The 21539-nt window shown below is 35.5% G+C and carries 22 protein-coding genes; 2 read left to right on the forward strand and 20 right to left on the reverse strand.

The features are described 5' to 3' along the window. The 13 genes from MHI40_RS19235 to rpsF form a co-directional block, all read right to left on the reverse strand. The gene (locus tag MHI40_RS19235) at nucleotides 1-804 is read right to left on the reverse strand and encodes a two-component system regulatory protein YycI (protein WP_340764268.1); all 804 of its coding nucleotides are present in this window, start codon (nucleotides 802-804) and stop codon (nucleotides 1-3) included. Continuing rightward, the gene (locus tag MHI40_RS19240) at nucleotides 791-2119 is read right to left on the reverse strand and encodes a YycH family regulatory protein (RefSeq protein ID WP_340764270.1); all 1329 of its coding nucleotides are present in this window, start codon (nucleotides 2117-2119) and stop codon (nucleotides 791-793) included. Before MHI40_RS19240 ends, MHI40_RS19235 begins: the two co-directional genes overlap by 14 nt. After that, nucleotides 2110-3933 (reverse strand): cell wall metabolism sensor histidine kinase WalK, encoded by a 1824-nt coding sequence (gene walK / locus MHI40_RS19245; protein ID WP_340764272.1) that lies wholly within the window; start codon nucleotides 3931-3933, stop codon nucleotides 2110-2112. The genes MHI40_RS19240 and walK overlap by 10 nt, the downstream gene beginning before the upstream one ends. 5 nt (nucleotides 3934-3938) lie before the next feature. Further along, nucleotides 3939-4643 carry a response regulator YycF gene (gene yycF / locus MHI40_RS19250; protein WP_093537993.1) on the reverse strand — a complete coding sequence of 235 codons (705 nt, stop codon included), beginning with the start codon at nucleotides 4641-4643 and terminating at the stop codon, nucleotides 3939-3941. Nucleotides 4644-4890: 247 nt separating this feature from the next. Next, nucleotides 4891-6369, reverse strand: a complete 1479-nt coding sequence (locus MHI40_RS19255; RefSeq protein ID WP_340764275.1) for a peptidoglycan DD-metalloendopeptidase family protein — start codon at nucleotides 6367-6369, stop codon at nucleotides 4891-4893. A 355-nt stretch (nucleotides 6370-6724) separates the two neighbouring features. Then, entirely contained in the window at nucleotides 6725-8011 is a 1287-nt protein-coding gene (locus tag MHI40_RS19260; RefSeq protein ID WP_093537995.1) for an adenylosuccinate synthase, read from the reverse strand. A gap of 202 nt (nucleotides 8012-8213) precedes the next feature. Further along, nucleotides 8214-9569, reverse strand: coding sequence for a replicative DNA helicase (gene dnaB, locus MHI40_RS19265; protein ID WP_093537996.1), 1356 nt, complete (start codon nucleotides 9567-9569; stop codon nucleotides 8214-8216). A gap of 12 nt (nucleotides 9570-9581) precedes the next feature. Further along, a complete protein-coding gene (gene rplI, locus MHI40_RS19270; protein ID WP_093537997.1) occupies nucleotides 9582-10031 on the reverse strand; it encodes a 50S ribosomal protein L9 in 450 nt (149 codons plus the stop codon). Beyond that, the gene (locus MHI40_RS19275; RefSeq protein ID WP_340764279.1) at nucleotides 10028-12004 is read right to left on the reverse strand and encodes a DHH family phosphoesterase; all 1977 of its coding nucleotides are present in this window, start codon (nucleotides 12002-12004) and stop codon (nucleotides 10028-10030) included. Before MHI40_RS19275 ends, rplI begins: the two co-directional genes overlap by 4 nt. Nucleotides 12005-12016: 12 nt before the next feature. Then, a complete protein-coding gene (locus MHI40_RS19280; protein ID WP_340764281.1) occupies nucleotides 12017-12958 on the reverse strand; it encodes a YybS family protein in 942 nt (313 codons plus the stop codon). A gap of 232 nt (nucleotides 12959-13190) precedes the next feature. Next, nucleotides 13191-13427, reverse strand: coding sequence for a 30S ribosomal protein S18 (gene rpsR, locus MHI40_RS19285; protein WP_093538000.1), 237 nt, complete (start codon nucleotides 13425-13427; stop codon nucleotides 13191-13193). Between the two features lie 49 nt (nucleotides 13428-13476). After that, the gene (gene ssb, locus MHI40_RS19290; RefSeq protein ID WP_093538001.1) at nucleotides 13477-13977 is read right to left on the reverse strand and encodes a single-stranded DNA-binding protein; all 501 of its coding nucleotides are present in this window, start codon (nucleotides 13975-13977) and stop codon (nucleotides 13477-13479) included. A gap of 39 nt (nucleotides 13978-14016) precedes the next feature. Continuing rightward, entirely contained in the window at nucleotides 14017-14325 is a 309-nt protein-coding gene (rpsF, locus tag MHI40_RS19295; RefSeq protein WP_093538002.1) for a 30S ribosomal protein S6, read from the reverse strand. Nucleotides 14326-14493: 168 nt separating this feature from the next. Between rpsF and MHI40_RS19300 the strand changes: the two genes are divergently transcribed. After that, nucleotides 14494-15051, forward strand: a complete 558-nt coding sequence (locus tag MHI40_RS19300) for a DUF3267 domain-containing protein (protein ID WP_340764284.1) — start codon at nucleotides 14494-14496, stop codon at nucleotides 15049-15051. A gap of 215 nt (nucleotides 15052-15266) precedes the next feature. On the opposite strand, the gene ychF is transcribed toward MHI40_RS19300, so the two are convergent. The 3 genes from ychF to MHI40_RS19315 form a co-directional block, all read right to left on the reverse strand. Continuing rightward, nucleotides 15267-16367, reverse strand: coding sequence for a redox-regulated ATPase YchF (gene ychF / locus MHI40_RS19305; RefSeq protein ID WP_093538004.1), 1101 nt, complete (start codon nucleotides 16365-16367; stop codon nucleotides 15267-15269). 86 nt (nucleotides 16368-16453) lie between these two features. Continuing rightward, nucleotides 16454-16654, reverse strand: a complete 201-nt coding sequence (locus tag MHI40_RS19310; RefSeq protein ID WP_093538005.1) for a DUF951 domain-containing protein — start codon at nucleotides 16652-16654, stop codon at nucleotides 16454-16456. 33 nt (nucleotides 16655-16687) lie between these two features. After that, nucleotides 16688-17506 carry a mechanosensitive ion channel family protein gene (locus MHI40_RS19315; protein ID WP_340764287.1) on the reverse strand — a complete coding sequence of 273 codons (819 nt, stop codon included), beginning with the start codon at nucleotides 17504-17506 and terminating at the stop codon, nucleotides 16688-16690. Nucleotides 17507-17584: 78 nt separating this feature from the next. Between MHI40_RS19315 and yyaC the strand changes: the two genes are divergently transcribed. Further along, the gene (yyaC, locus tag MHI40_RS19320; protein ID WP_093538007.1) at nucleotides 17585-18187 is read left to right on the forward strand and encodes a spore protease YyaC; all 603 of its coding nucleotides are present in this window, start codon (nucleotides 17585-17587) and stop codon (nucleotides 18185-18187) included. Here the strand turns inward: yyaC and MHI40_RS19325 are convergent. The 4 genes from MHI40_RS19325 to noc form a co-directional block, all read right to left on the reverse strand. Next, nucleotides 18143-18847, reverse strand: coding sequence for a DUF554 domain-containing protein (locus tag MHI40_RS19325; RefSeq protein WP_093538029.1), 705 nt, complete (start codon nucleotides 18845-18847; stop codon nucleotides 18143-18145). The two genes, yyaC and MHI40_RS19325, sit on opposite strands and share 45 nt — an antisense overlap. 64 nt (nucleotides 18848-18911) lie before the next feature. Further along, nucleotides 18912-19754, reverse strand: a complete 843-nt coding sequence (locus MHI40_RS19330) for a ParB/RepB/Spo0J family partition protein (protein WP_093538008.1) — start codon at nucleotides 19752-19754, stop codon at nucleotides 18912-18914. Continuing rightward, on the reverse strand, nucleotides 19747-20508 hold the full coding sequence (locus MHI40_RS19335) for a ParA family protein (RefSeq protein WP_093538009.1): 762 nt from the start codon (nucleotides 20506-20508) through the stop codon (nucleotides 19747-19749). Before MHI40_RS19335 ends, MHI40_RS19330 begins: the two co-directional genes overlap by 8 nt. A 134-nt stretch (nucleotides 20509-20642) precedes the next feature. Then, nucleotides 20643-21512 (reverse strand): nucleoid occlusion protein, encoded by an 870-nt coding sequence (gene noc, locus MHI40_RS19340; protein WP_340764290.1) that lies wholly within the window; start codon nucleotides 21510-21512, stop codon nucleotides 20643-20645. Nucleotides 21513-21539 lie beyond the last annotated feature (27 nt).

A 21539-nucleotide genomic window follows, 5' to 3' on the forward strand; every position in this document is an offset into this window, starting at 1 on the left:
TTATTCTACTGCTGATTGTTCCGTCTCTTTTTGCATCTCAATTACTCTTCCTTCTACTGCATTTACAAAGTATTCTTCCATTGTGCCATCTATTAGTTCCACGAGAATATGCCAAGTTGGTGCAAAAACTTGTGTCTCTGTTACCTGTGCTAACGTCGAATATCCAAGTTCAATTTCTTTAATCATGGAGTCTGGTTTTAAAAGAATATTATCATACAGTATTTTTATCACCTGTAAATGTGGCAACAGTTTTTGTGACTCTTTATAATTTTCTAAGTCATCCAGTATAGTCTGTTCATAACCAATAAGCTCATTTTCATCATTCCAATGAACAACTAACTTCGCATTCGTATTATAGTACACCAGCCGTTTATTTACTTGCTGAAATAATATAGCTGTTTTGCTTTCTTCATCTATTTTCCATAGACCATAAGCTGAACCTCTTATCACTTGCTCTTGTACTATTTTTTCAATGGTATTTTCATCGGTTATTTTTATAGGTTCTTTAAAGGTGCTCACTAGTTTATCTGTATTAAGGTTTTCTATTTCTTGATTCTCTAATTCTTCTATTTCCTCTAGAGTAAATTTATGGACAGTTCCTGACACATACGAAGCCTCTTGTATGGCATGATCAGTCTCTAAAATTTTTATATTATCTATAGCAAGTTTCTCTGAGATAGGTGTATCATTTGGTTTGTCCATTTGTTGAGATTCATTATACCGACCTAAATATAAAGAAAGTAAGAATACGTTTAAAATAGAAAAGACAATTATAAAGATAGTTTTTGTTTTATTCCAATCCATATTTCATCCCTCCTAATAATTCAGGAGATATGGGAATCCAGCTTCCACTCTCTAAGTAGTACCAGGAAGGTTCTAAATTGAAGTGAGGTTGAGTTTCATCTCGAGATAAGTAATATCCTATTATGATATCGTCTATAGTGTCCGTATTAATATCAGTTGCATTAGATAAAAAGTCATAAACAGACTGTCCTGAAGCTAGCTCTACTTCCCGTGTTTTAAAAGGGACAGCAGCAGCAAGTGTATAAAGAGGATGATAATATTGATACACTCGCTCAACTCCCCACTTCTGAGAGATTTCAGTTAATATCTCTCTACCAAAAACCGGTAAGTCTGCAAAATACAACTGATAGTTAATTTGACTATTGTCGGTGTTCATTCGGTAATAACGATAGTCATCTGTCCATCCGTTATGCTCATTGACAAAGTTTAAGCTATTTTGAATGAGATCTACTGGAACCCCTGGATTATCGTTCTCCGAAGCAGGATGCACATAGTTTAAACTTCTAGTATTATAATTCACTTTCATTAATGCGCTATCATCGGTGAATTGCAGCTCGTTCGTACCAACTGAATTACTTCTCACTAAGCTTGGGTTATTGAACAGAGCATCTTTGAATTTTTCTGATTCAATCTCTTTAATAGAATAGGTATAACTCAAGATTTTTTCTGGTGACGATGAAACGTATAATGATAATTTATTGTCTGTAATTATTTCATTATATACTTGCATTTTTTCTGTGTACTTTAAAATACGATCCGTAAATCCTAATTTATTCACCTGTTTAGCAGTCGCTGTATACATCTTCTGTTGTGATGTACTTATAAAATACAAGTTCATGTGCTCCGGGGTTTCCTCACTCCAATCGATTATTAATCGATTAAAATAAGCATCTGGAAAAGCGGGATCTGCAAATTTTAAGGTCGTGCCTAAAACCTCTACAGGAACATCCGCCGCAAAAAACAAACTTGCACGATTAGGCTTTTTGATAAATTCATTTATTTGATCGGTATTTAGTTTATTACTAGCTAATTCGACCGTTTGAATTTCCCAATTTTTCATATTGTCGAGTATAAAATCAATAGGCTTACTGTTATAAGACCCTTTTAACTCACCTTCTTGACTTATAATCATACGATAAGGTTTAATAACGTCTTCCATTTTCTTTTTTTGAGCAATGGATATATCTACAGTGGTTCCTTCGCTTGTTTGAATAACAGGAGAATATGTCCAGATAGCAAAAGTTAATGTAAAGCTAAGGAAAATAAGTAAGACCAGAACAACTGATTTTAATTGCTCAATATATTTCAATCCCACTCACCTTCCTCTTCAGTTAAAATATCTAGTGTGAAGAAAATAGTCGTTCCTTTCCCTTCATCGCTTTCTGCCCAAATTTTACCGCCATGGGCCTCAATCATTTCCCGGGCAATTGCTAAGCCTAGGCCTGTACCACCCATTGATCTTGCTCTCGCACGATCCACTCTGTAGAAACGATCAAAGACTCGATCTACATTTTCAGATGGAATCCCCATACCATCATCAGAAATCATAACTTTTAAGATAGAGTCTGAAACTACTACACCAAACCGTATGTTGCCCCCATCTGGAGAATACTTAATAGCATTTGAGATAATATTATCGATTACTTGTGTTAACTTATCTGTATCAATATCCACGTAATAAGCATTGTCAGAAAGTATTCGTACGAAGCTTACATGATCTGACTTAGAAAGTTCAAATCTATCGATAATTCTATTGAAAAACTGATTGAAGTTAACAATTTCTCTATTCAAATCATAATCTCTACTATCCATTTTAGATAATTGAAGTAGGTCATTTACTAGTCGAATCATTCTTTGTGTTTCTGTCTGAGTTACCTGTAAAAATGATGGTGCAATTTCTTCATCTTGCCAAGCACCATCAGCCAACGCTTCTAAATAACTACTCATTGTTGTAAGAGGTGTACGGAGTTCATGAGACACGTTTGCTACGAACTCTCTTCTTTCCATATCAACTTTTTCATGTTCTGTATTGTCATGTAATACTGCTATTAATCCGTTGACAAAACCAGTTTCTTTTTGAATGACCGAAAAGTTGGCACGTAAAATAAAAGGTCTTTCTTTTGAGCTTAAATCCAAATTAATTGCTTCTTTTAAATGGATTAAATCTTCAAATGAATAGACTGGATCTATTCCAAGTACTGAAATGATCGGACGATTTAAAACCATTTCTCTTGGTATACGTAATAATCTTAGAGCCGGATCGTTTATAAGGATAACCCTACCTTTACGATCTGTCGCTATTACCCCGTCAGTCATGTTGGTTAAAACAGATGCTAGCTTTCTACGCTCTGCTTCCGTTGTTGATTGAGCTTCCTGTAATCTATTCGTTAAATGGTTAAAGGCAATTGCCAGCTGTCCGATTTCATCATTACCATAAACTCGTACTTTTCTAGAAAAGTTCCCTTTTGCCATTGCTTGTGCTTGTCTTCTCATATCGGAGATAGGACGTGTAATAGTCTGGGCAATTAGTATCCCTAATATTACTGTAATAACTAATGCTACTGCGGTACCTCCAGCAAGTATTCGATTAATTTCATTCATCTGACCAAAAACGTTTTCAATATTAGACTCTACATATAATGTTCCAATTACTTCACCCTTATAAATAATCGGTGTAGCTAAATTCCAAATTCTATTTGTTGTTTCTCTATCTACCGATATATTATTAAAGGTGGCTTCTGCCGTAATGGATTTTCGAACTAAATCATCCATTGATCGTTGGCCAACAATCGATTGGTTGTTTGAATCTGAGGTTGCTAAAATCTGATACCTAGCATCTATAACACGTACTTCTTTAATATCAATTGAATTGAGACCAGACAAAATAGAATATAAACTTTGTTCTTTTGTTTGGTCTTCTTCGCTTCGTACTTTGATCATTTCTTCCCGGGCACTATATTCTATTAAGCTAACACGATCGGATATAGAGTCTTGAAAGTTATCTCTCAGTGTTATTTCTAGTTCACGAACAAAATATAACCCTATAATTTGCATCGCAATAACAATAAGTAATACATAAATCAGCACAATCTTAACGTGAATCGATTTAAAGTAGCCAACTTTTTGCATTCCTTCTACTCCTGTTCAGGACTTCTTAAATAATATCCTACACCTCTTCTAGTTACGATATAGGTAGGATGACTTGGGCTATCTTCAATTTTCTCACGTAGACGTCGAATTGTTACATCCACTGTACGCACATCCCCAAAATAATCATACCCCCAGACCGTTTGTAGTAAATGTTCGCGAGTCATCACTTGTCCTATATGTTTCGCCAAATAATGCAATAACTCGAATTCTCGATGTGTAAGCTCAATTGTCTCTTCTCTTTTTAACACTTGATAAGCATCTGGCTGTATCGTTAGTGGACCAATAACAATGTCATTTGTCACTACTTCTGCATCTTCTTGAATAGTTTGGTGTCTGCGCATATTCGCTTTAACTCTAGCAATTAATTCTCTTGTACTAAATGGTTTTGTTACATAATCATCAGCACCAAGTTCTAAACCAAGTACTTTATCTATCTCTGAATCTTTTGCTGTTAGCATGATTATAGGGAAATCATATTTTTTTCGGATTTCTCTACAAACTTCCATTCCATCTTTGTTAGGAAGCATAATATCCAATAACATTAAGTCAGGTTGATCTTCCTCCACCTTTTTTAATGCCTCATCACCATTGTAGGCACAAACTACTTGATACCCTTCTTTTTTCAAGTTAAATTGCAGTATGTCTGCAATTGGTTTTTCATCATCTACAACTAATATTTTTTTACTCATTTTAAATTCCCCTTTTTCTATTATCTATATTTATTTTAAGTAAATTTTTTTAATAATAATCATATCTACTTTAACATTGTTTTAAACTTCCTGCATCCCTGACAGGTCATGGCCCCATAATTCGACTCACTTTGTCGAATTATTTCCCAGGAAATTTAATAAAGTGCAAATTCCGCCAGTGGGGATTTGCACTCTATTTTACTTGGATAAAAAAGAGACAGTCCATATTACGACTGTCTCCTATATATTATTGATTTAATACAGTTAATGGGTTAATCGTCACACCATTTTTCTCCACTTCGAAATGGAGATGAGTTCCTGTAGAACGTCCAGTGCTTCCCATTACACCAATTTTAGTGCCGGTTGGTACTACTTGACCTACTTTTGCAGAAATAGAAGACAGATGAGCATAAGTTGTTTTGTATCCATTTTGATGGTCAATGATTACACGGTTGCCATATGTCCCATCCGAACCAGCAGCAACTACTATTCCATTATCTGCAGCTTTTATCGTAAACCCACTTGGTCGTGCAATATCAATGCCTTCATGTTGGCGCCCCCAACGATGTCCCATTTTACTAGAAATATATCCACCTTCAGCTGGCCAAGCGAACACACCCGAGCCACGTGAGGGAATTACTTTCGTTCCTTTTAAAACGATATAATCTTTTGGCTCCACAAGAATTGTCTCTTCAATAACAGATTGCCCAACTTGTACCCCATTCACTTTACTAATTAAGTATGTCGCCTCTTTTTGACCATCCGAGCCTTCTTGTTTTACCTTCGTATCGCCTTTATACATATCTTCTGTTTCTTCTACTTTTTTTGTATGTAACATAGTTTCTACAGCCTTTTTCTCATACTGTACTTCTATATTAATAAGTGATTTTAAGACTGTAACGTTTAACTCTTGGCCTATTTGTAATACGGTAGAATCTGTTATCCCAGGATTAAGTGCCATTAGTCCAGCAGATGTTAAACTATGCTTGTCAGCAATAGTTCCTAATACGTCACCTGTAGCAACTGTATATAACTCTTTTTCTAAAGTTCCTTCTAAAAGAAGTTTCACGGCATCGTCTGGTGAAACAATCTGACTAGGGTTTGTTTCTACTGTCACCCCTGATACCTTTTCTTTTATTATTAAATTAGAAATACGAGTTTCGTTTTCTTTTAAGTCGGGTAAAGTGTCACTAGTATTATTTCTAGCTTCCAGTATATTTAATTCTGCTTCTGAAACAAAGTGTAATTTTAGTTTTCTTAGAGCTTCGTTGTAAGCATCTAAGTCTTTGACGTAGACTGCCATCTCGTCATTGATCGATAATGCAAATGCTTTTGCTTCTACTTCTACTAAGCTCTCAAGCTTTTGAAGAGTAGCTTTATCATCAGTATTAGGAGTAAAAACTTGTTCCGGTACTACCGATAACTTAGATCCAGCCGTTAAAGACAAATCCTTAAACTGGGAGCTAGATTCTTCAACCTTTTTGTTAAGCATTGACTGTACTTTTGTTTGATCCGAAACGGCCCCGACATATTGACCATTCGTATATATATGGTATATTTCTTTTAATGTGCTGCTCTCACTTTCTTTTGCAAAAGCCATATTAAATGAAATACTTGAGATAAGTAAAACTGATACGGCTGCTTTTTTCACCATATTTGACTTTCCGTTTGATAGAACATTCAGTTTTGATAACTTTTGTTCCTCATTCTTACTTTTCAAAAACATGATAAAGCCCCTTCCAAACTATATATAAACTTTTACTTCATTTCACGCTACTCTAATTTAACATATTTGAAATGAAGATGTGTAGGATAACAGGACGTTGTAAAGAAACTGTAGTATTACTTCCATATACTAGTTATTTTTTACATTTTTTATAATAAATTAATCCTTTTAACCTATTGCCTCTATTTATATAAATTAGTAATCTCCAAAATATTCATATATTATACATATACCGCCAAATATCTTTGTTATATTTGTCATAATAGAAGACTTATATAATAGCGAATTCCCGAATTTCTTCATTAACAGACAAAAAACCGTCATAAAGCATGCTTTATGACGGTTTTTTTGCTTATTATTTCCAAACACTTGTAATGATGTTTGTTTGAGTGCGATCTGGACCTACTGAGAAAATCGAGATTTGCACACCTGTAAGTTGTGAAATTCGTTCCAAGTAATGACGAGCTGTTTCAGGAAGTTCATCAAGTGATTTACACTTAGTAATGTCTTCACTCCAACCTGGCATCTCTTCATAAATTGGTTCACATTCACCTAAAATACGAAGGTTAGCTGGATACTCTGTGATTAATTCATCTTTATATTTATAAGCAGTACATATTTTAACGGTATCTAATCCAGTCAAAACATCAATAGAGTTAACAGTTAAATCAGTTAACCCGCTTACACGACGTGCATGTCTGATAACTACTGTATCAAACCAACCAATTCGACGTGGTCTGCCAGTAGTTGTCCCATACTCTTTACCAACTTCACGGATTTGATTTCCAACTTCATCAAATAGCTCCGTAGGGAAAGGACCATCACCTACACGTGATGTATAAGCTTTACAAACTCCTACTACATGACTGATCTTGGTTGGACCTACTCCTGCACCAATTGTTACTCCGCCAGCTACTGGATTGGAAGAAGTTACAAACGGGTAAGTACCTTGGTCTATATCCAACATAACTCCTTGTGCACCTTCAAATAATACACGACGACCATCATCTAATGCGTCATTTAATACCTTTGAAGTATCTGTAACGTACTTAGCAATCTCTTGTCCATAACCATAAAACTCTTCTAAAATTTCTTCTAATGTAAAGCCGTCTGTTTCATAAAACTTCTCAAACATTCTATTCTTTTCTTGTAAGTTAAGTTCTAACTTTTCTTTAAATACTTCGTAATCCAGTAGATCTGCAATACGGATTCCTACACGAGCAGCTTTGTCCATATAAGCCGGTCCAATACCTTTACCTGTAGTACCGATTTTATTTGCTCCTCTACGAGCTTCTTCAACTTCATCTTGTTTTAAATGATATGGCAGAATAACATGCGCACGATTTGAAATGCGTAAGTTTTCAGTTGTAACACCACGATCATGTAATCCCTTTAGCTCTTTTACAAGCGCTCTCGGATCCACTACCATTCCGTTTCCTATAACAGAAATTTTATCTTTATAGAAAATACCTGAAGGAATTAAGTGAAGCTTGTAAGTTTCTCCTCCAAAAATAATCGTATGACCTGCATTATTACCGCCTTGGTAACGTGCGATTACTTCTGAGTGTTCGGATAGAAAGTCTGTGATTTTCCCTTTACCTTCGTCTCCCCATTGTGTTCCAACTACTACTACTGATGGCATTTGCCAGCACCTCCGTCAGACATTTTGTATGTCCTGATTCAAACATTGTTATTGTACCAATCTAAGTGTCCTTAGTCAACTGATTTAATGCAAAAACACGAACAGAAAATGTGTAAGCGCATTTATCGTTCGTGTTTTAGATATAAAGTTCTATTTTCATTATAAATTATTAATGAAATTTTAAGTTCTTGCTCTTTTCTAATTATGCAGGTGGTGCTTGGTGTTGACTCCAATCAATATTAACGAATTTGTTGAACTCTTTAACGAAGGCAAGTGTAACTGTTCCAGTCGGACCATTACGTTGTTTTGCAATAATGATTTCGATCATGTTCTGATTTTCGGTTTCTTTGTCATAATAATCTTCACGGTATAGGAAGGATACAATATCCGCATCCTGCTCAATAGAACCAGATTCACGTAAGTCAGACATCATCGGTCGCTTGTCTTGACGCTGCTCCACTCCACGAGATAGCTGAGACAGTGCAATAACAGGAACCTGCAGTTCACGCGCTAAGCCTTTTAATGATCGAGAAATTTCTGATACCTCTTGTTGACGGTTAGCTTGGCTTCCACCACTACCTTGGATTAACTGTAAATAATCAATTAGAATCATTCCAAGTCCGTGCTCTTGCTTCAAGCGACGACATTTAGCTCGAATTTCATTAACTCGAATACCAGGAGTATCATCAATGAAAATTCCTGCATTTGAAAGACTTCCCATTGCCATTGTTAACTTGCGCCAATCTTCGGTTGTCAATGCCCCGGTACGGAGTACTTGAGCATCTATATTCCCCTCCGCGCAAAGCATACGCATGACTAACTGTTCTGCACCCATCTCTAAACTAAAGATTGCTACATTTTCATCTGTTTTGGTCGCTACATTTTGTGCTACATTTAGTGCAAATGCAGTTTTCCCTACAGATGGACGGGCAGCTACAATGATTAAATCATTTCGTTGGAAACCAGCTGTAATTCGATCCAAATCACGGAACCCTGTTGCTATACCAGTAACATCACCTTTTCTTGTATGAAGTTTTTCTATATTATCGTATGTTTCCACTAAAACGTCTTTAATATGCTCGAAATCACCAGCATTTTTGCGGCTGGCAACTTCCATCATTTTACGTTCTGCTTCTGCTAACAATGCTTCTACTTCGTCTTCCCGAGTAAAACCATCTTCTACTATGGTAGTTGCTACTCGGATTAAACGACGTAAAATAGATTTCTCTTCTACAATCTTGGCGTAATATGCTATATTTGCTGCGGTTGGAACGGCGTTAGCAATCTCACTAATATACGAAATGCCACCTACATCTTCTAATTCCTTCTTAGCAGAAAGTTCTTCCGTCACGGTTACAACATCGATTGCCTTCCCTTTGTCGCTTAAATGAAGCATCGTCTGGAAGATTTTTTGATGTGCTACACGATAAAAATCTTCAGCTAGTAAGATCTCGCCTGCAGTAATTAATGCCTGTGGTTCTAAAAATATTGCTCCTATAACAGATTGTTCGGCTTCTTGGTTATGTGGCGGTACACGGTCCAACATTGGATCGCTCATTTACCTCTCTCCTTACGCTTCTTCTGCAACAAGAACTTTTAATGTTGCTACAACTTCATGATGAAGTTTCACAGGAACATTAGTATATCCTAATGCTCGAATTGCATCATCTAATTCCATTTTGCGTTTGTCTAATTTTATACCATGTGACTTTTCTAATTGAGAAGCAATTTGTTTTGTTGTAATTGAGCCAAATAGTCGACCATCATTTCCAGACTTTGCTTTTAACTCTACTGTTAATTGCTCTATTGTTTCTTTTAATTGTTGTGCATCTGCTAGCTCTTGAGCTGCTTCTTTTTCTGATTTTTTCTTTTGCCCTTCAAGAGCACTTAATGCAGCTGCATTTACTTCTACCGCTAATTTGTTTTTTAGTAAGAAGTTGTGTGCATAACCATCTGCAACATTTTTAACCTCGCCTTTTTTCCCTTTACCTTTTACGTCTTTTAAGAATACTACTTTCATTCTTCATTTCCTCCTTCGATTGTATCTATAATTGCATTTTTTAGAAGTATTATTGCTTCGTCTATCGTGGTATCTTCTAACTGACAGGCGGCATTAGTTAAGTGCCCTCCACCATTTAGCTTTTCCATTATAACTTGAACATTTACATCACCCAATGATCGGGCACTGATTCCTATAGTAGATTCACTTCTCCGGCCTATTACAAAAGAGGCACCAATATTATTCATCGTCAATAAGATATCAGCGGTTTGAGCAAGCAATACTTGACTATAAGAGATGTCTTCCATACCATGTGCAATAGCAATGCCTTCTCTAAAGAATTCTACCGTCTGAACAATTTTTGAGCGTTCAATATAGGTATCAATGTCTTCCTTCAACATACGTTGAACAAGAATTGTATCTGCACCATGCGTACGCAAATAGGATGCTGCTTCAAATGTTCTTGCTCCCGTACGTAGCGTAAAGCTTTTCGTATCAACAATAATACCAGCTAACATGGATGTTGCTTCCAACATAGATAACTTTTCATTTTTCGGTTGATACTCAATTAGTTCAGTTACCAACTCTGAAGTAGAGGATGCATAAGGTTCCATGTAAACAAGCATCGTGTTGGAGATGAATTCTTCTCCACGTCGATGATGATCGATCACAACTACCTTCTCTGCTTTTTGAAGCAGCTTTTCATCAATAACTAGGCTAGGCTTATGTGTATCTACTACTACTAATAATGTTTTGTCTGTAATTTTGCTTATTGCCTCTTCTGGGCTTATAAAACGGTTATATAACTCTGGTTGTTCTTTGATCTCATCCATTAAACGAACAACACTATTATCCAACTCATTAGTATCCAATACAACATAACCTTCTACTTTGTTCATACCAACCATTTTTCTTACTCCAACAGCAGAGCCAATTGCATCCATATCGGGCATTCTATGCCCCATAACAAATACTTGGTCACTATCCTGGATAAGATCACGTAGCGCATGGGAAATAACTCTTGCTCTTACTCGCGTACGTTTTTCTACTGGATTTGTTTTCCCACCATAAAACTTCACTTTTCCACTTGAAAGCTTTATCGCTACCTGATCTCCACCACGTCCTAATACTAAATCTAAGCTGGACTGAGCAAGTTCTCCAAGTTCTACTAGGGAAGTGGACCCAGCACCAACACCTACGCTTAAAGTAAGGGAAAATCCGAATTTAGCAGTAGTTTCTCTTATATCATCTAATATGGAGAATTTACTTTTTTCTACTTCTACTAATATGGATTCATTAAAAACGGCTAAAAAACGATCCGAGGAAATTCGTTTTACATAAATTCCGTATTTGGCTCCCCAGTCGTTCACAGAGGAAGTTACCAGACTGTTAAGCCTTCCTCGAGTTTGATCATCTATCCCTTGTGATATTTCATCATAGTTATCTATAAACAGAACACCAATAACTGTTCGATCTCCATAATAGAGCGATTCCATTTCTATCTGTTCGGTTATATCAAAGAAGTATAGAAGCTTTTCTTCCGCTTTATAAAACACTTTATAATTTTTTTCATCTAAGGAAATAACCATTTCTTTAGATTCTTCCTGTTTTTTAAGCTGTTGAAAATCCTTTGATATCGAAAGGAGCTCCTCACCAATAATCGTATCGAATGGAAGTTGTTGGGTCATGTACGGATTGGCCCATTCAATGATGTACTGATCATTTATGAGTAATATTCCGATTGGCATTTCTAATAAGGCTTCTTCTCCTACCCTTTTCATCCGGTAAGAAAGAGTTTCTATATGTTTTTCTGTCTCTTCATACACACGTTGTTCAATCATCCATGCATAGATGAATACACCAATTACCATTAGAGCGAACAATAGTCCAATCAATGTGTTGGTAGACAGTAATAAATAAGTTGCAACCCCACTAAGTAGTAAAAACAATATGAGTGGATATCGAATTGGCCGTTTTCTAAAAAAAGATGCCACTAGATCAGCTCCTTATTTTTTGTATCTGTCTTTTATAAAACCTCTGATATTAAATCCTAAATCTAATACCCCTACTATAATAGTAAATGTATATAGTGGAACTGCAAAGATTGTCGCAAGAATCATTGACCATTTTGGCCATCCCTCTATATAAAAATAGTAGTGTATTAGAGAAACACCTTGTAAAAACAAAAGAGCTCGTAATATTAATGCTGCATTCACCAAAGCTAAATAGCCAAACGTTCCTACGTCAAATGATACAAACAATGAGAAAATCGATACGATTAAATAATACCATAACACTGCTTTAGGTAGTCTAAAATCCATGAATTTAGGGAACTTAGGTACACTTAACTTCAACTTTTTTAATAGCGATAAATTAATGATTAAATATAACCAAGCACTAATAAACACCCCGCCTATAAAATAGCTGGGCATAATTGATTCGATAAGCATTATGCTTTGTTCAACTAACTCGTCATAACCCTCAGGCAATTGACCAAAGGAAGACATAATATTTCCCAGTTGTTCGTAGTATACTTCAATGGTCGTGATTAATTGCTTCAAAACATTCATATTTAAAAACAAAATGGATATTATGTATTGTACAGCAGTCATTAAAAGTAAAAACAGCCCTGTCGACATGAGCATATACAATTTGGACTTTTTAGCCTGGATTGCATGTCCAATGAGAAAACCTAACGGACCAACTAGTAATCCAAAGATAAATCCAAAAACTCCGCCAATAACAAAAGAAATAATAATCGCAATCACCGTGACAAATACAGCTTGTTTTCTTTCAAACTTTGCACTGTACCATGCAAGGGGTAACGGTACAATAAATGACGTGAAAAATCCTAGTACTGGAACATAAACTGACATTGCCAACAAAATAGCAAATAGCGCAATCATCATAGATCCATAAGTTAAATAATTTGTTTGATTTCTTTGCATTTAGGAACCTTCCTTTAATGTAATCATCTATTCATTGTAACAGATTGTTTACAACAACTAAAATTCCACATACTGTATAGAAAAGTGCAAGCGTCTATGTTTGCCTTGAAATGCGGTGAAGTATGAAGGTAAAGGCACCCTTTTCCTTTATCTGTCACTAAAAGTGAAGGACTTGAAGTATTTTAAAAGTTCACAAAAAAAAGACCGGTTTCCCGGTCTTTCTAATTTATACTTATCTCTCTTCAGAAGAGAATGGAAGTAAAGCCATGATACGAGATACTTTAATAGCTCGTGTTAATTTACGTTGATACTTCGCACTAGTTCCTGTCACACGACGTGGAAGAATTTTCCCACGTTCTGACACGAATTTTTTCAACAAATCTACATCTTTATAATCAATGTGTACGATATTGTTTGATGTGAAGTAACAAACTTTACGGCGTCTTTTGCCTCCGCGACGAATTGCCATATCGAGTTGCCTCCTTTTCGATTAAAGTAAACATGCTAAGTAATGCTTTTTAGAACGGTAAGTCGTCATCCGATACTTCGATTGGTCCACTACTATTAGAAAAAGGATCCTCATCTACACGTGTATAATTTTGCTGATTCGATGGTTGGTTTTGCTGATATGAAGGTGCTGAATATTGCTGCTGGCCATTCCCCGAAGATGATTGTCCACCTTGGTTGCCTCCAGAGCTATTACGTGGTTCTAAGAACTGGACGCTGTCTGCAACAACGTCTGTAGTATAAACACGTTTTCCATCTTGTCCTTCATAACTACCCGTTTGAATGCGCCCTTCAACCCCAGCTAAACTTCCTTTTTTCAAGTAGTTTGCTGTGTTTTCAGCTTGCTTTCTCCAAACGACACAGTTGATAAAATCAGCTTCTCTTTCACCTTGTTGGTTGGAGAATGTACGATTTACAGCTAGTGTAAATCTAGCCATTGCAACACCACTTGGTGTATAGCGAAGTTCCGGATCTTTTGTTAGTCTTCCAACTAATACGACACGGTTAATCATCAGTAAACAACCTCCCTCGATCAGCTTTTTTAGTCAGTTTTATTTTTTTGCTTTAACTTTAATATCATCGATACGAACAGCAATGTGACGGATAATGTCTTCATTGATGTTAGCTAAACGTGTGTATTCATCGATTGCTTTTGAATCAGCAGTTACTTTAAGGATTTGGTAGAATCCTTCACGTAAGTCATTGATTTCGTAAGCTAAACGGCGTTTACCCCACTCTTTTGCTTCGATGATTTCTGCACCATTTGAAGTTAAGATATCTTGGAAACGCTCTACTAAAGCTTTCTTCGCATCTTCTTCGATTGCTGGTTGAATAATGTACATTAATTCGTACTTTCTCATCTATTTACACCTCCCTATGGTCTTTGGCCGACTATTGAAAGCCGACAAGGAGCAAGTAATTCTATTACTCACATCAATGAATTGTAACATAGTTTATCTAACGTATCAAGGATGATTGTCATTATTTTACTCATTGAGGTATATTTATTTTAAATAGGAGGCACATATATGGAAAACAATGAAGAAACTTTAGCCGTAATTGATATCAATTTAAAAAAGGTCGCATGGGAAAGCATTGGACTAACTGTGGGTTTATCTATAACAGGGCTAATTCTATTTCCTTGGTTAACTAGTATTACCGAAATAACTTTCTCTTTTTGGAACTTCCTCTGGTTCTTTATCGGTTATGTAGTATTAATCATATTGCATGAGTGCCTTCATCTCGTTGGATTCTGGCTTTTTGGGAAAGCACCTTGGAATAGTATGGACTATGGGGTCAATCTTAAAATGGGGGTAGCATATGCTACTACAACTATGCCTATCCCAAACAGTGCCATGAAAAAAGCATTGTTACTTCCTTTTTGGGCTACTGGATTTTTACCAATGATTTTTGGTTTTTGGATTGGTTCTCTTTCACTTGTCCTGTTGGGTGCCTGGTTAATCGCTGGAGCAGCTGGAGACTTTGCCATGTATAAGGAGCTCAGAAAATATCCAAATGATTTATTGATAAAAGATGATCCAGTGAAGCCTAGGTTATATGTATTAAGAAAAAGCGCGCAAAATTAAAAGGGTGATATGCCATTGATTTGCGCTCCAATCAATTAGATCTCTACTTTATATAATTGGATATAAAACCAATTTTGCTACTGTTAACATCTAAGCAGAAGCTATGCTCTATCTAATAGATGAGAGTACTACTCAATTAATTGATTGTGTACATTTTATATACTTATTATTCAATAGAAAAAAGGATTAGTGATTTCTCACTAATCCTTTTTCTATTATACGTTGAAGCGGAATAACATTACGTCTCCATCTTGTACGATATACTCTTTTCCTTCTAAACGAACTTTACCAGCTTCTTTTGCAGCTGCCATAGATCCAGTTTCAACCAAATCATCATAAGCTACTGTTTCCGCACGGATAAAACCTTTTTCAAAGTCAGAGTGAATTACACCTGCACATTGAGGTGCTTTCATACCCTTAAGGTATGTCCAAGCTCGAACTTCTTGTACTCCAGCTGTGAAGTAAGTAGCTAAACCTATTAATGAGTAAGAAGCTTTAATTAACTGATCTAAACCAGATTCTTTAATTCCTAATTCTTCTAGGAACATTGCTTTCTCCTCATCTTCTAGTGCTGCCATTTCTTCTTCAATTTTCGCACATATAAGTATTACCTCTGCGCCTTCTTCTGCTGCAAATGCACGCACTTTTTGTACATATTCATTTTCGCCATCAGCCATAATATCATCTTCTGATACGTTCGCAACATAAAGCATTGGTTTTGTTGTCAGCAAATGAAATCCTTTAACTACGCGTTGTTCTTCTTCCGTAAATTCAACCGAACGACCCGATTTTCCAGCTTCGAAAGCTTCTTTTAAGCGAGTAAGAACTGGTTCTTCTGCTAGTGCTTCTTTATCTCTTTGTTTTACCATTTTAGTTACACGAGCTAGGCGTTTATCTACGCTCTCTAAATCCGCTAATATTAACTCTAGGTTAATCACTTCAATATCTGAGATTGGATCTACTTTTCCAGATACATGTGTAATATTTTCATCTTCGAAGCAACGAACAACCTGACAAATTGCATCTACTTCACGTATATGAGCAAGGAATTTGTTTCCAAGTCCTTCCCCTTTACTAGCACCTTCTACAATTCCCGCGATGTCCGTAAATTCAAATGCTGTAGGAACTGTTTTCTTTGGTACTACTAGCTCTGTTAATTTATCTAAACGCTTATCAGGTACTTCTACTACCCCTACGTTAGGATCAATCGTTGCAAATGGGTAGTTTGCTGCCAATGCTCCAGCTTTTGTTATTGCATTAAACAATGTAGATTTCCCTACGTTTGGTAGTCCTACGATTCCTGCAGTTAAAGCCATATATGTCACAACCCTTCATTATTTTAAACCATAAACTTTATATACAACTTGTTCATTATATTGATTTTAGTTATAAAAGTCTATCATTACTCAGCATCCGCTTGCACAAGGAGCTTTTTCATCTTCTTTTCAAATTCTTTTCTAGGGATCATTACACTATGTTGGCATCCTTCACACTTTATACGTATATCCGCACCCATTCGAATGATTTTCCAAGCGTTTGTTCCACAAGGGTGTTGTTTTTTCATTTCTACAATATCATTTAGTTGAAATTGCTTCTTTTCCATTTCGTCACCTACTCATTTTAAATAGTTATCGGGTCATGAAATCTTAATACCTTTCAATTCGAAAAATTCTATTAAATCTCTCCTAATTTTTCTAGCAATACTATTTTGTTTAGTTGGTAAAGTCTCAGCGGTGAAACGCACTACTATTTCAGATGCATCAAAACTTTGTACCCCTAGATAACTAGGTGTTTTCACAAGTTCTTCATACCTGTTTGGTAGCCCTTCAAGAAATTCTTCAATATTCTTTTCCATAGATGGAATATCATTTTCAGGTGCTATACTAATGTCTATTAAAGCTAGTGAGTTATAAATGGAATAGTTTATAACGACTAAAATGCTACCATTAGGAATTATATGAAGTTCTCCGGTATAACTCTTCACTTTTGTCGTTCGTAAACCTATTTCTTGTACAATTCCATTCGCTGTTCCTATTTGTACTTGATCTCCAACTGCAAATTGATCTTCAAACACTATAAAAAAACCAGTAATAACGTCTTTTACTAAGCTTTGGGCACCAAAACCAACTGCTAGACCGACAATTCCCGCCCCAGCCAACAATCCGGCTACTTTTATACCAAATGTAGTTAAAATAGCTATAATAGCACTGAAATAAATAACATAAGTTAAAACATTTTGAAGCAGTTTTAGTAATGTATTTTGTCTACGCTCTGAATAGCCTAAAGGGCTTCTTTGTCTGACCGCAAATACCTTTTGGATGATGTGTTTTCCAAACTTCACCGCAATAGCAGTTAATAATAAGATTAGTATTACTTTAAAAAAGGTAAGTCCTAGTTGAATCCAAGTCTCTTCTGTAAATAAATAATCCTTCAAACTTTGTAGCCTTTCTTCCATAAACTTGTTACCACCTCATTTGAATAAATAATTTCCTAGATGCATATACTGACTTAAAAAGAAAGTGAGTAAAATTATATGAACTCTTCTGCTATTAATACTATTTCCGAATCTTCTACAATTTATTATAAAGAAACAGGTGCAGTTTGGCGATTAAGTAACTACTTTATAGAACAAATACCATTTGATCATCCAAATCTAGTGTTTTGTTGTATAGGTACTGATCGCTCAACTGGGGATGCACTTGGACCAATGACTGGCTCTTTTTTATCGCAACTCAAGTCATTCCCTTTTGAAATTGTAGGTACATTGGACAATCCTTTACATGCATTAAATATTGAAGAAATTACAGATACACTCCTTAGCTCTTCCATAGCCCCATACATTATTGCTATAGACGCATGCTTAGGAAATGTGAATAATATTGGACAAATCATTGTTCAACGTGGTCCCTTGTTTCCAGGCAAAGCAGTAAAAAAAGATTTACCACCAATAGGTGATGTATCTATTAAAGCTATTGTTAATATCGGAGGATTTATGGAATATAATGTTTTACAAAGTACCCGTCTCAGCCTTACTTACGATATGGGTAAAATCATATCTCGTTCTCTACTTTTAGCATGGCATCGTTATAATTTAAAAGTTATAAATAATAGTAACAGCAATGCCGACGACAACTAAACTTGGTAGTAGATTTGCCACTCTCACTTTCGTTACTCCTAAAAGATTAAGACCAATAGCAATAATCATAATACCACCAGTTGCTGTCATTTCTTGAAGAAATAATTCAAGTGCAGCCTCTGGTATTATTTTTGTTATTTGAGTAGCAAACAAAGCTATTACTCCTTGATAGATGGCTACAGGAATTGCAGAAAAAAGAACACCTATTCCTAAAGTTGCAGCAAGAACAATAGAGGTAAATCCATCAATTATTCCTTTACTTATTAATAATTCATGGTCGTTTTGTAAACCTCCGTTGAGAGCTCCAAGTACTCCCATTGCTCCTATTACAAATATCAACGTTCCTGCAACAAATCCCTGGGCAATTCCAGCCCCCTGCTTTGGAGATCCCATTTTAGTTTCCAAAAATTGTGCGAATCGGTTTAACCATTTATCCAGATCTATCCATTCCCCGATGACTCCACCAAAAACAATACATATAATGACTAAAACAAAATTATCACTTTCTAAGCCCATTTGAATACCTAACAAAGCTACCGCTATACCAATTGCATTCATAACAGTTTGTTTCATATTTTCCGGGATTCCTTTTAATAATCTACCTATAATAGCCCCCACTACTATTAATAGAGCATTTATCAATGTTCCAAATAGTGCCATTACCACGCCTCATTCCACCGCTAAAAATATAACCTATTCCTAGGCATTGCCTAAGAATAGGTTTTTAATCTTCTAACAATTGCAATATTCTTTCCAAATCATCATCTGAGTAGAACTCAATTTCAATTTTACCTTTATCTTTGTTTTTCACAATAGAAACAGGAGTTCCAAATAATTCTCTTAACTCAGATTCCTTTTCTTTAGTAAAAATATCCTTCTGAACTTTTTTTGTTTCACGTGGAACATTTTCATTTAGGCGCTGAACTAAAGCCTCTAGCTGTCTAACATTTAAGTTTTCTTTTATGGACTTTTGCATAATTAGTGGAATGTTTTTCTTCTTCTTTAATCCAAGAAGTGCTTTACCATGTCCCATTGAAAAAATCCCATCCGAGATAGCATCTCTAACAACCTGAGGTAATGAGAGTAAACGAATATGATTGGCTATATGAGGTCTACTTTTCCCTAATCTAAAAGCAAGTTGTTCTTGAGTCAAGTTTAAATGCTCCAGTAGATTTTGATACGCCTCTGCCTCTTCAATCGCAGTTAAATCTTCTCGCTGAAGATTTTCAAGAATTGCAAGTTCCATCATTTGCTGATCATTTAGTTCTCTTATAACTGCAGGAATAGCTTCTAAATTTGCTAACTGAGATGCTCTATATCTTCTTTCCCCTACTACTATTTCAAACTTCGATCCTTTTTTTCTTAATATAATAGGTTGCAGAACACCATGTTCTTTAATAGATTCAGAAAGTTCTTTCAGAGCTTCTTCGTCAAATATTTTACGAGGTTGAAAAGGATTTGGTTTAATATCGATGATTAGAATCTGTTCAACCTGTTCTAATTGATCTAAATCTAAATCTTCTCCAGGGAATAATGCATTAATACCCTTTCCTAATCCTTTAGCCATTACGAATCACTTCCTTCGCTAATTCTAAATATACCTCTGCGCCTCTAGATTTTGGATCATATATAATGATTGGTTCTCCATGACTTGGTGCTTCACTTAAGCGAACATTTCTAGGAATTATTGTTTTGTATACTTTATCTTGGAAGTATTTTTTTACTTCTTCAATTACTTGAATACCAAGGTTTGTACGAGCATCAAACATTGTTAGTAATACACCATCAATAGCGAGATTTTTATTTAAATGCTTTTGAACCAAGCGAATTGTACTTAATAATTGGCTTAAACCTTCCAACGCATAAAATTCACATTGTACTGGAATAATAATTGCATCTGCAGCAGTTAATGAATTAATCGTTAATAATCCCAAAGATGGCGGGCAATCTATAACAATATAATCATATAAACTTTGTACTTCCTGTAAGGCTCTTTTTAAACGAACTTCTCTAGAAATTGTAGAGACTAATTCTATTTCAGCACCGGCCAAAGAAATAGTAGCAGGAACAATATGTAAATTTTCAACTTTTGTTTCTAAGATTGTATCTTTCACACTAACATCATCAATGAGGACATCATAAATACATTGCTGAACCTCACCTTTATTAACCCCTACTCCACTAGAAGCATTCCCCTGTGGATCTATATCAACTAGTAATACTTTTTTCCCCAAGTATGCAAGGCAGGCACTTAAATTCACGGATGTAGTTGTCTTTCCTACCCCACCTTTTTGATTGGCGATTGCTATAATTCTTCCCACACTTGCACCAACTTCCTTACTATATAATAGCCACTTCTTTATTCTATCAAATTTTGAATAGAAATGGATGTTATTCTTGTTACAAAAGAAAAAACTCTCGCAAAATTATGCGAGAGTTAAAGTAAAATAGTATATTATGATTTCTTTTTAGGGATTCTTACAGTAATTTGATAGAATTCTTCTGTATCTTCTTCTTCAGTTTTTATATTAATACCACTTTTAGTGACCATAGATAAAGATTGTTTAATCGTATTTAATGCTATTCGAACATCTTTACTTACTACTTTTCTTCTTGATTTTACTTTCTTATCTTCTTTAACTGGTGGGTTATTAATTTCATTAACCCTTTCTTCTAGTTGTTTCACATTCCAATGTTTCTCAATGGAAGTACTCATCAATTCTAGTTGTACTTCTTTTTCTTTAATAGCCATTAACGCACGAGCATGTCTTTCCGAAAGTTCTTTTTTCATAATAGCTTCTTGAACTTCTTGAGGTAACTTTAGTAATCTCAGTTTGTTTGCAACTGTAGACTGCCCCTTACCTAGACGTTGGGCCAGTGCTTCTTGAGTTAGATCATGAAGTTTTAATAACTTCTGATATGCTACCGCTTCCTCAATTGCCGTTAACTCTTCACGTTGTAAGTTTTCTATTAATGCAATAGAAGCAGTTTCTTTATCACTTAAGTTGCGGATTATTGCTGGAACTTCTGCCCACTTAAGCTTTGTCATCGCTCTAAAGCGACGTTCTCCAGCAATAATCTCGTACTTTTCATCTTCCATTTTTCGAATAATGATTGGTTGAATCACACCGTGAGTATGAATAGTTCTAGCTAGTTCTTCAATTTTATCATCATCAAAAACAGTTCTAGGTTGATATCTATTAGGTACTATTTTCTCAATTGCTATATTTAAAACTTCTTCTAAGTGATTTTGCCTTGGCTCAATCAGCTCTTCTTGCCCTTGTTTTTCAGAACTTCCAAAAAAACGTGAAAACGGACTTTTCATCTTACTCGCACCACCTTTTCGAAACTC

Origin of the sequence: Psychrobacillus sp. FSL H8-0510 (assembly GCF_038008345.1) — a bacterium.
In the GTDB taxonomy this organism is placed as follows: Bacteria; Bacillota; Bacilli; order Bacillales_A; family Planococcaceae; genus Psychrobacillus; species Psychrobacillus psychrotolerans.

Excerpts from the sequence above, each read along its gene's own strand:
- rpsR (WP_093538000.1), bottom strand. The coding sequence starts at position 13,427 with ATGGCAATTCGTCGCGGAGGCAAAAGACGCCGTAAAGTTTGTTACTTC.
- MHI40_RS19300 (WP_340764284.1), top strand. The coding sequence starts at position 14,494 with ATGGAAAACAATGAAGAAACTTTAGCCGTAATTGATATCAATTTAAAA.
- rplI (WP_093537997.1), bottom strand. The coding sequence starts at position 10,031 with ATGAAAGTAGTATTCTTAAAAGACGTAAAAGGTAAAGGGAAAAAAGGC.
- MHI40_RS19310 (WP_093538005.1), bottom strand. The coding sequence starts at position 16,654 with ATGGAAAAGAAGCAATTTCAACTAAATGATATTGTAGAAATGAAAAAA.
- yyaC (WP_093538007.1), top strand. The coding sequence starts at position 17,585 with ATGAACTCTTCTGCTATTAATACTATTTCCGAATCTTCTACAATTTAT.
- dnaB (WP_093537996.1), bottom strand. The coding sequence starts at position 9,569 with ATGAGCGATCCAATGTTGGACCGTGTACCGCCACATAACCAAGAAGCC.
- MHI40_RS19255 (WP_340764275.1), bottom strand. The coding sequence starts at position 6,369 with ATGTTTTTGAAAAGTAAGAATGAGGAACAAAAGTTATCAAAACTGAAT.
- MHI40_RS19325 (WP_093538029.1), bottom strand. The coding sequence starts at position 18,847 with ATGGCACTATTTGGAACATTGATAAATGCTCTATTAATAGTAGTGGGG.
- ychF (WP_093538004.1), bottom strand. The coding sequence starts at position 16,367 with ATGGCTTTAACTGCAGGAATCGTAGGACTACCAAACGTAGGGAAATCT.
- MHI40_RS19330 (WP_093538008.1), bottom strand. The coding sequence starts at position 19,754 with ATGGCTAAAGGATTAGGAAAGGGTATTAATGCATTATTCCCTGGAGAA.
- MHI40_RS19280 (WP_340764281.1), bottom strand. The coding sequence starts at position 12,958 with ATGCAAAGAAATCAAACAAATTATTTAACTTATGGATCTATGATGATT.
- MHI40_RS19235 (WP_340764268.1), bottom strand. The coding sequence starts at position 804 with ATGGATTGGAATAAAACAAAAACTATCTTTATAATTGTCTTTTCTATT.
- noc (WP_340764290.1), bottom strand. The coding sequence starts at position 21,512 with ATGAAAAGTCCGTTTTCACGTTTTTTTGGAAGTTCTGAAAAACAAGGG.
- walK (WP_340764272.1), bottom strand. The coding sequence starts at position 3,933 with ATGCAAAAAGTTGGCTACTTTAAATCGATTCACGTTAAGATTGTGCTG.
- MHI40_RS19315 (WP_340764287.1), bottom strand. The coding sequence starts at position 17,506 with ATGGAAGAAAGGCTACAAAGTTTGAAGGATTATTTATTTACAGAAGAG.
- yycF (WP_093537993.1), bottom strand. The coding sequence starts at position 4,643 with ATGAGTAAAAAAATATTAGTTGTAGATGATGAAAAACCAATTGCAGAC.
- rpsF (WP_093538002.1), bottom strand. The coding sequence starts at position 14,325 with ATGAGAAAGTACGAATTAATGTACATTATTCAACCAGCAATCGAAGAA.
- ssb (WP_093538001.1), bottom strand. The coding sequence starts at position 13,977 with ATGATTAACCGTGTCGTATTAGTTGGAAGACTAACAAAAGATCCGGAA.
- MHI40_RS19260 (WP_093537995.1), bottom strand. The coding sequence starts at position 8,011 with ATGCCATCAGTAGTAGTAGTTGGAACACAATGGGGAGACGAAGGTAAA.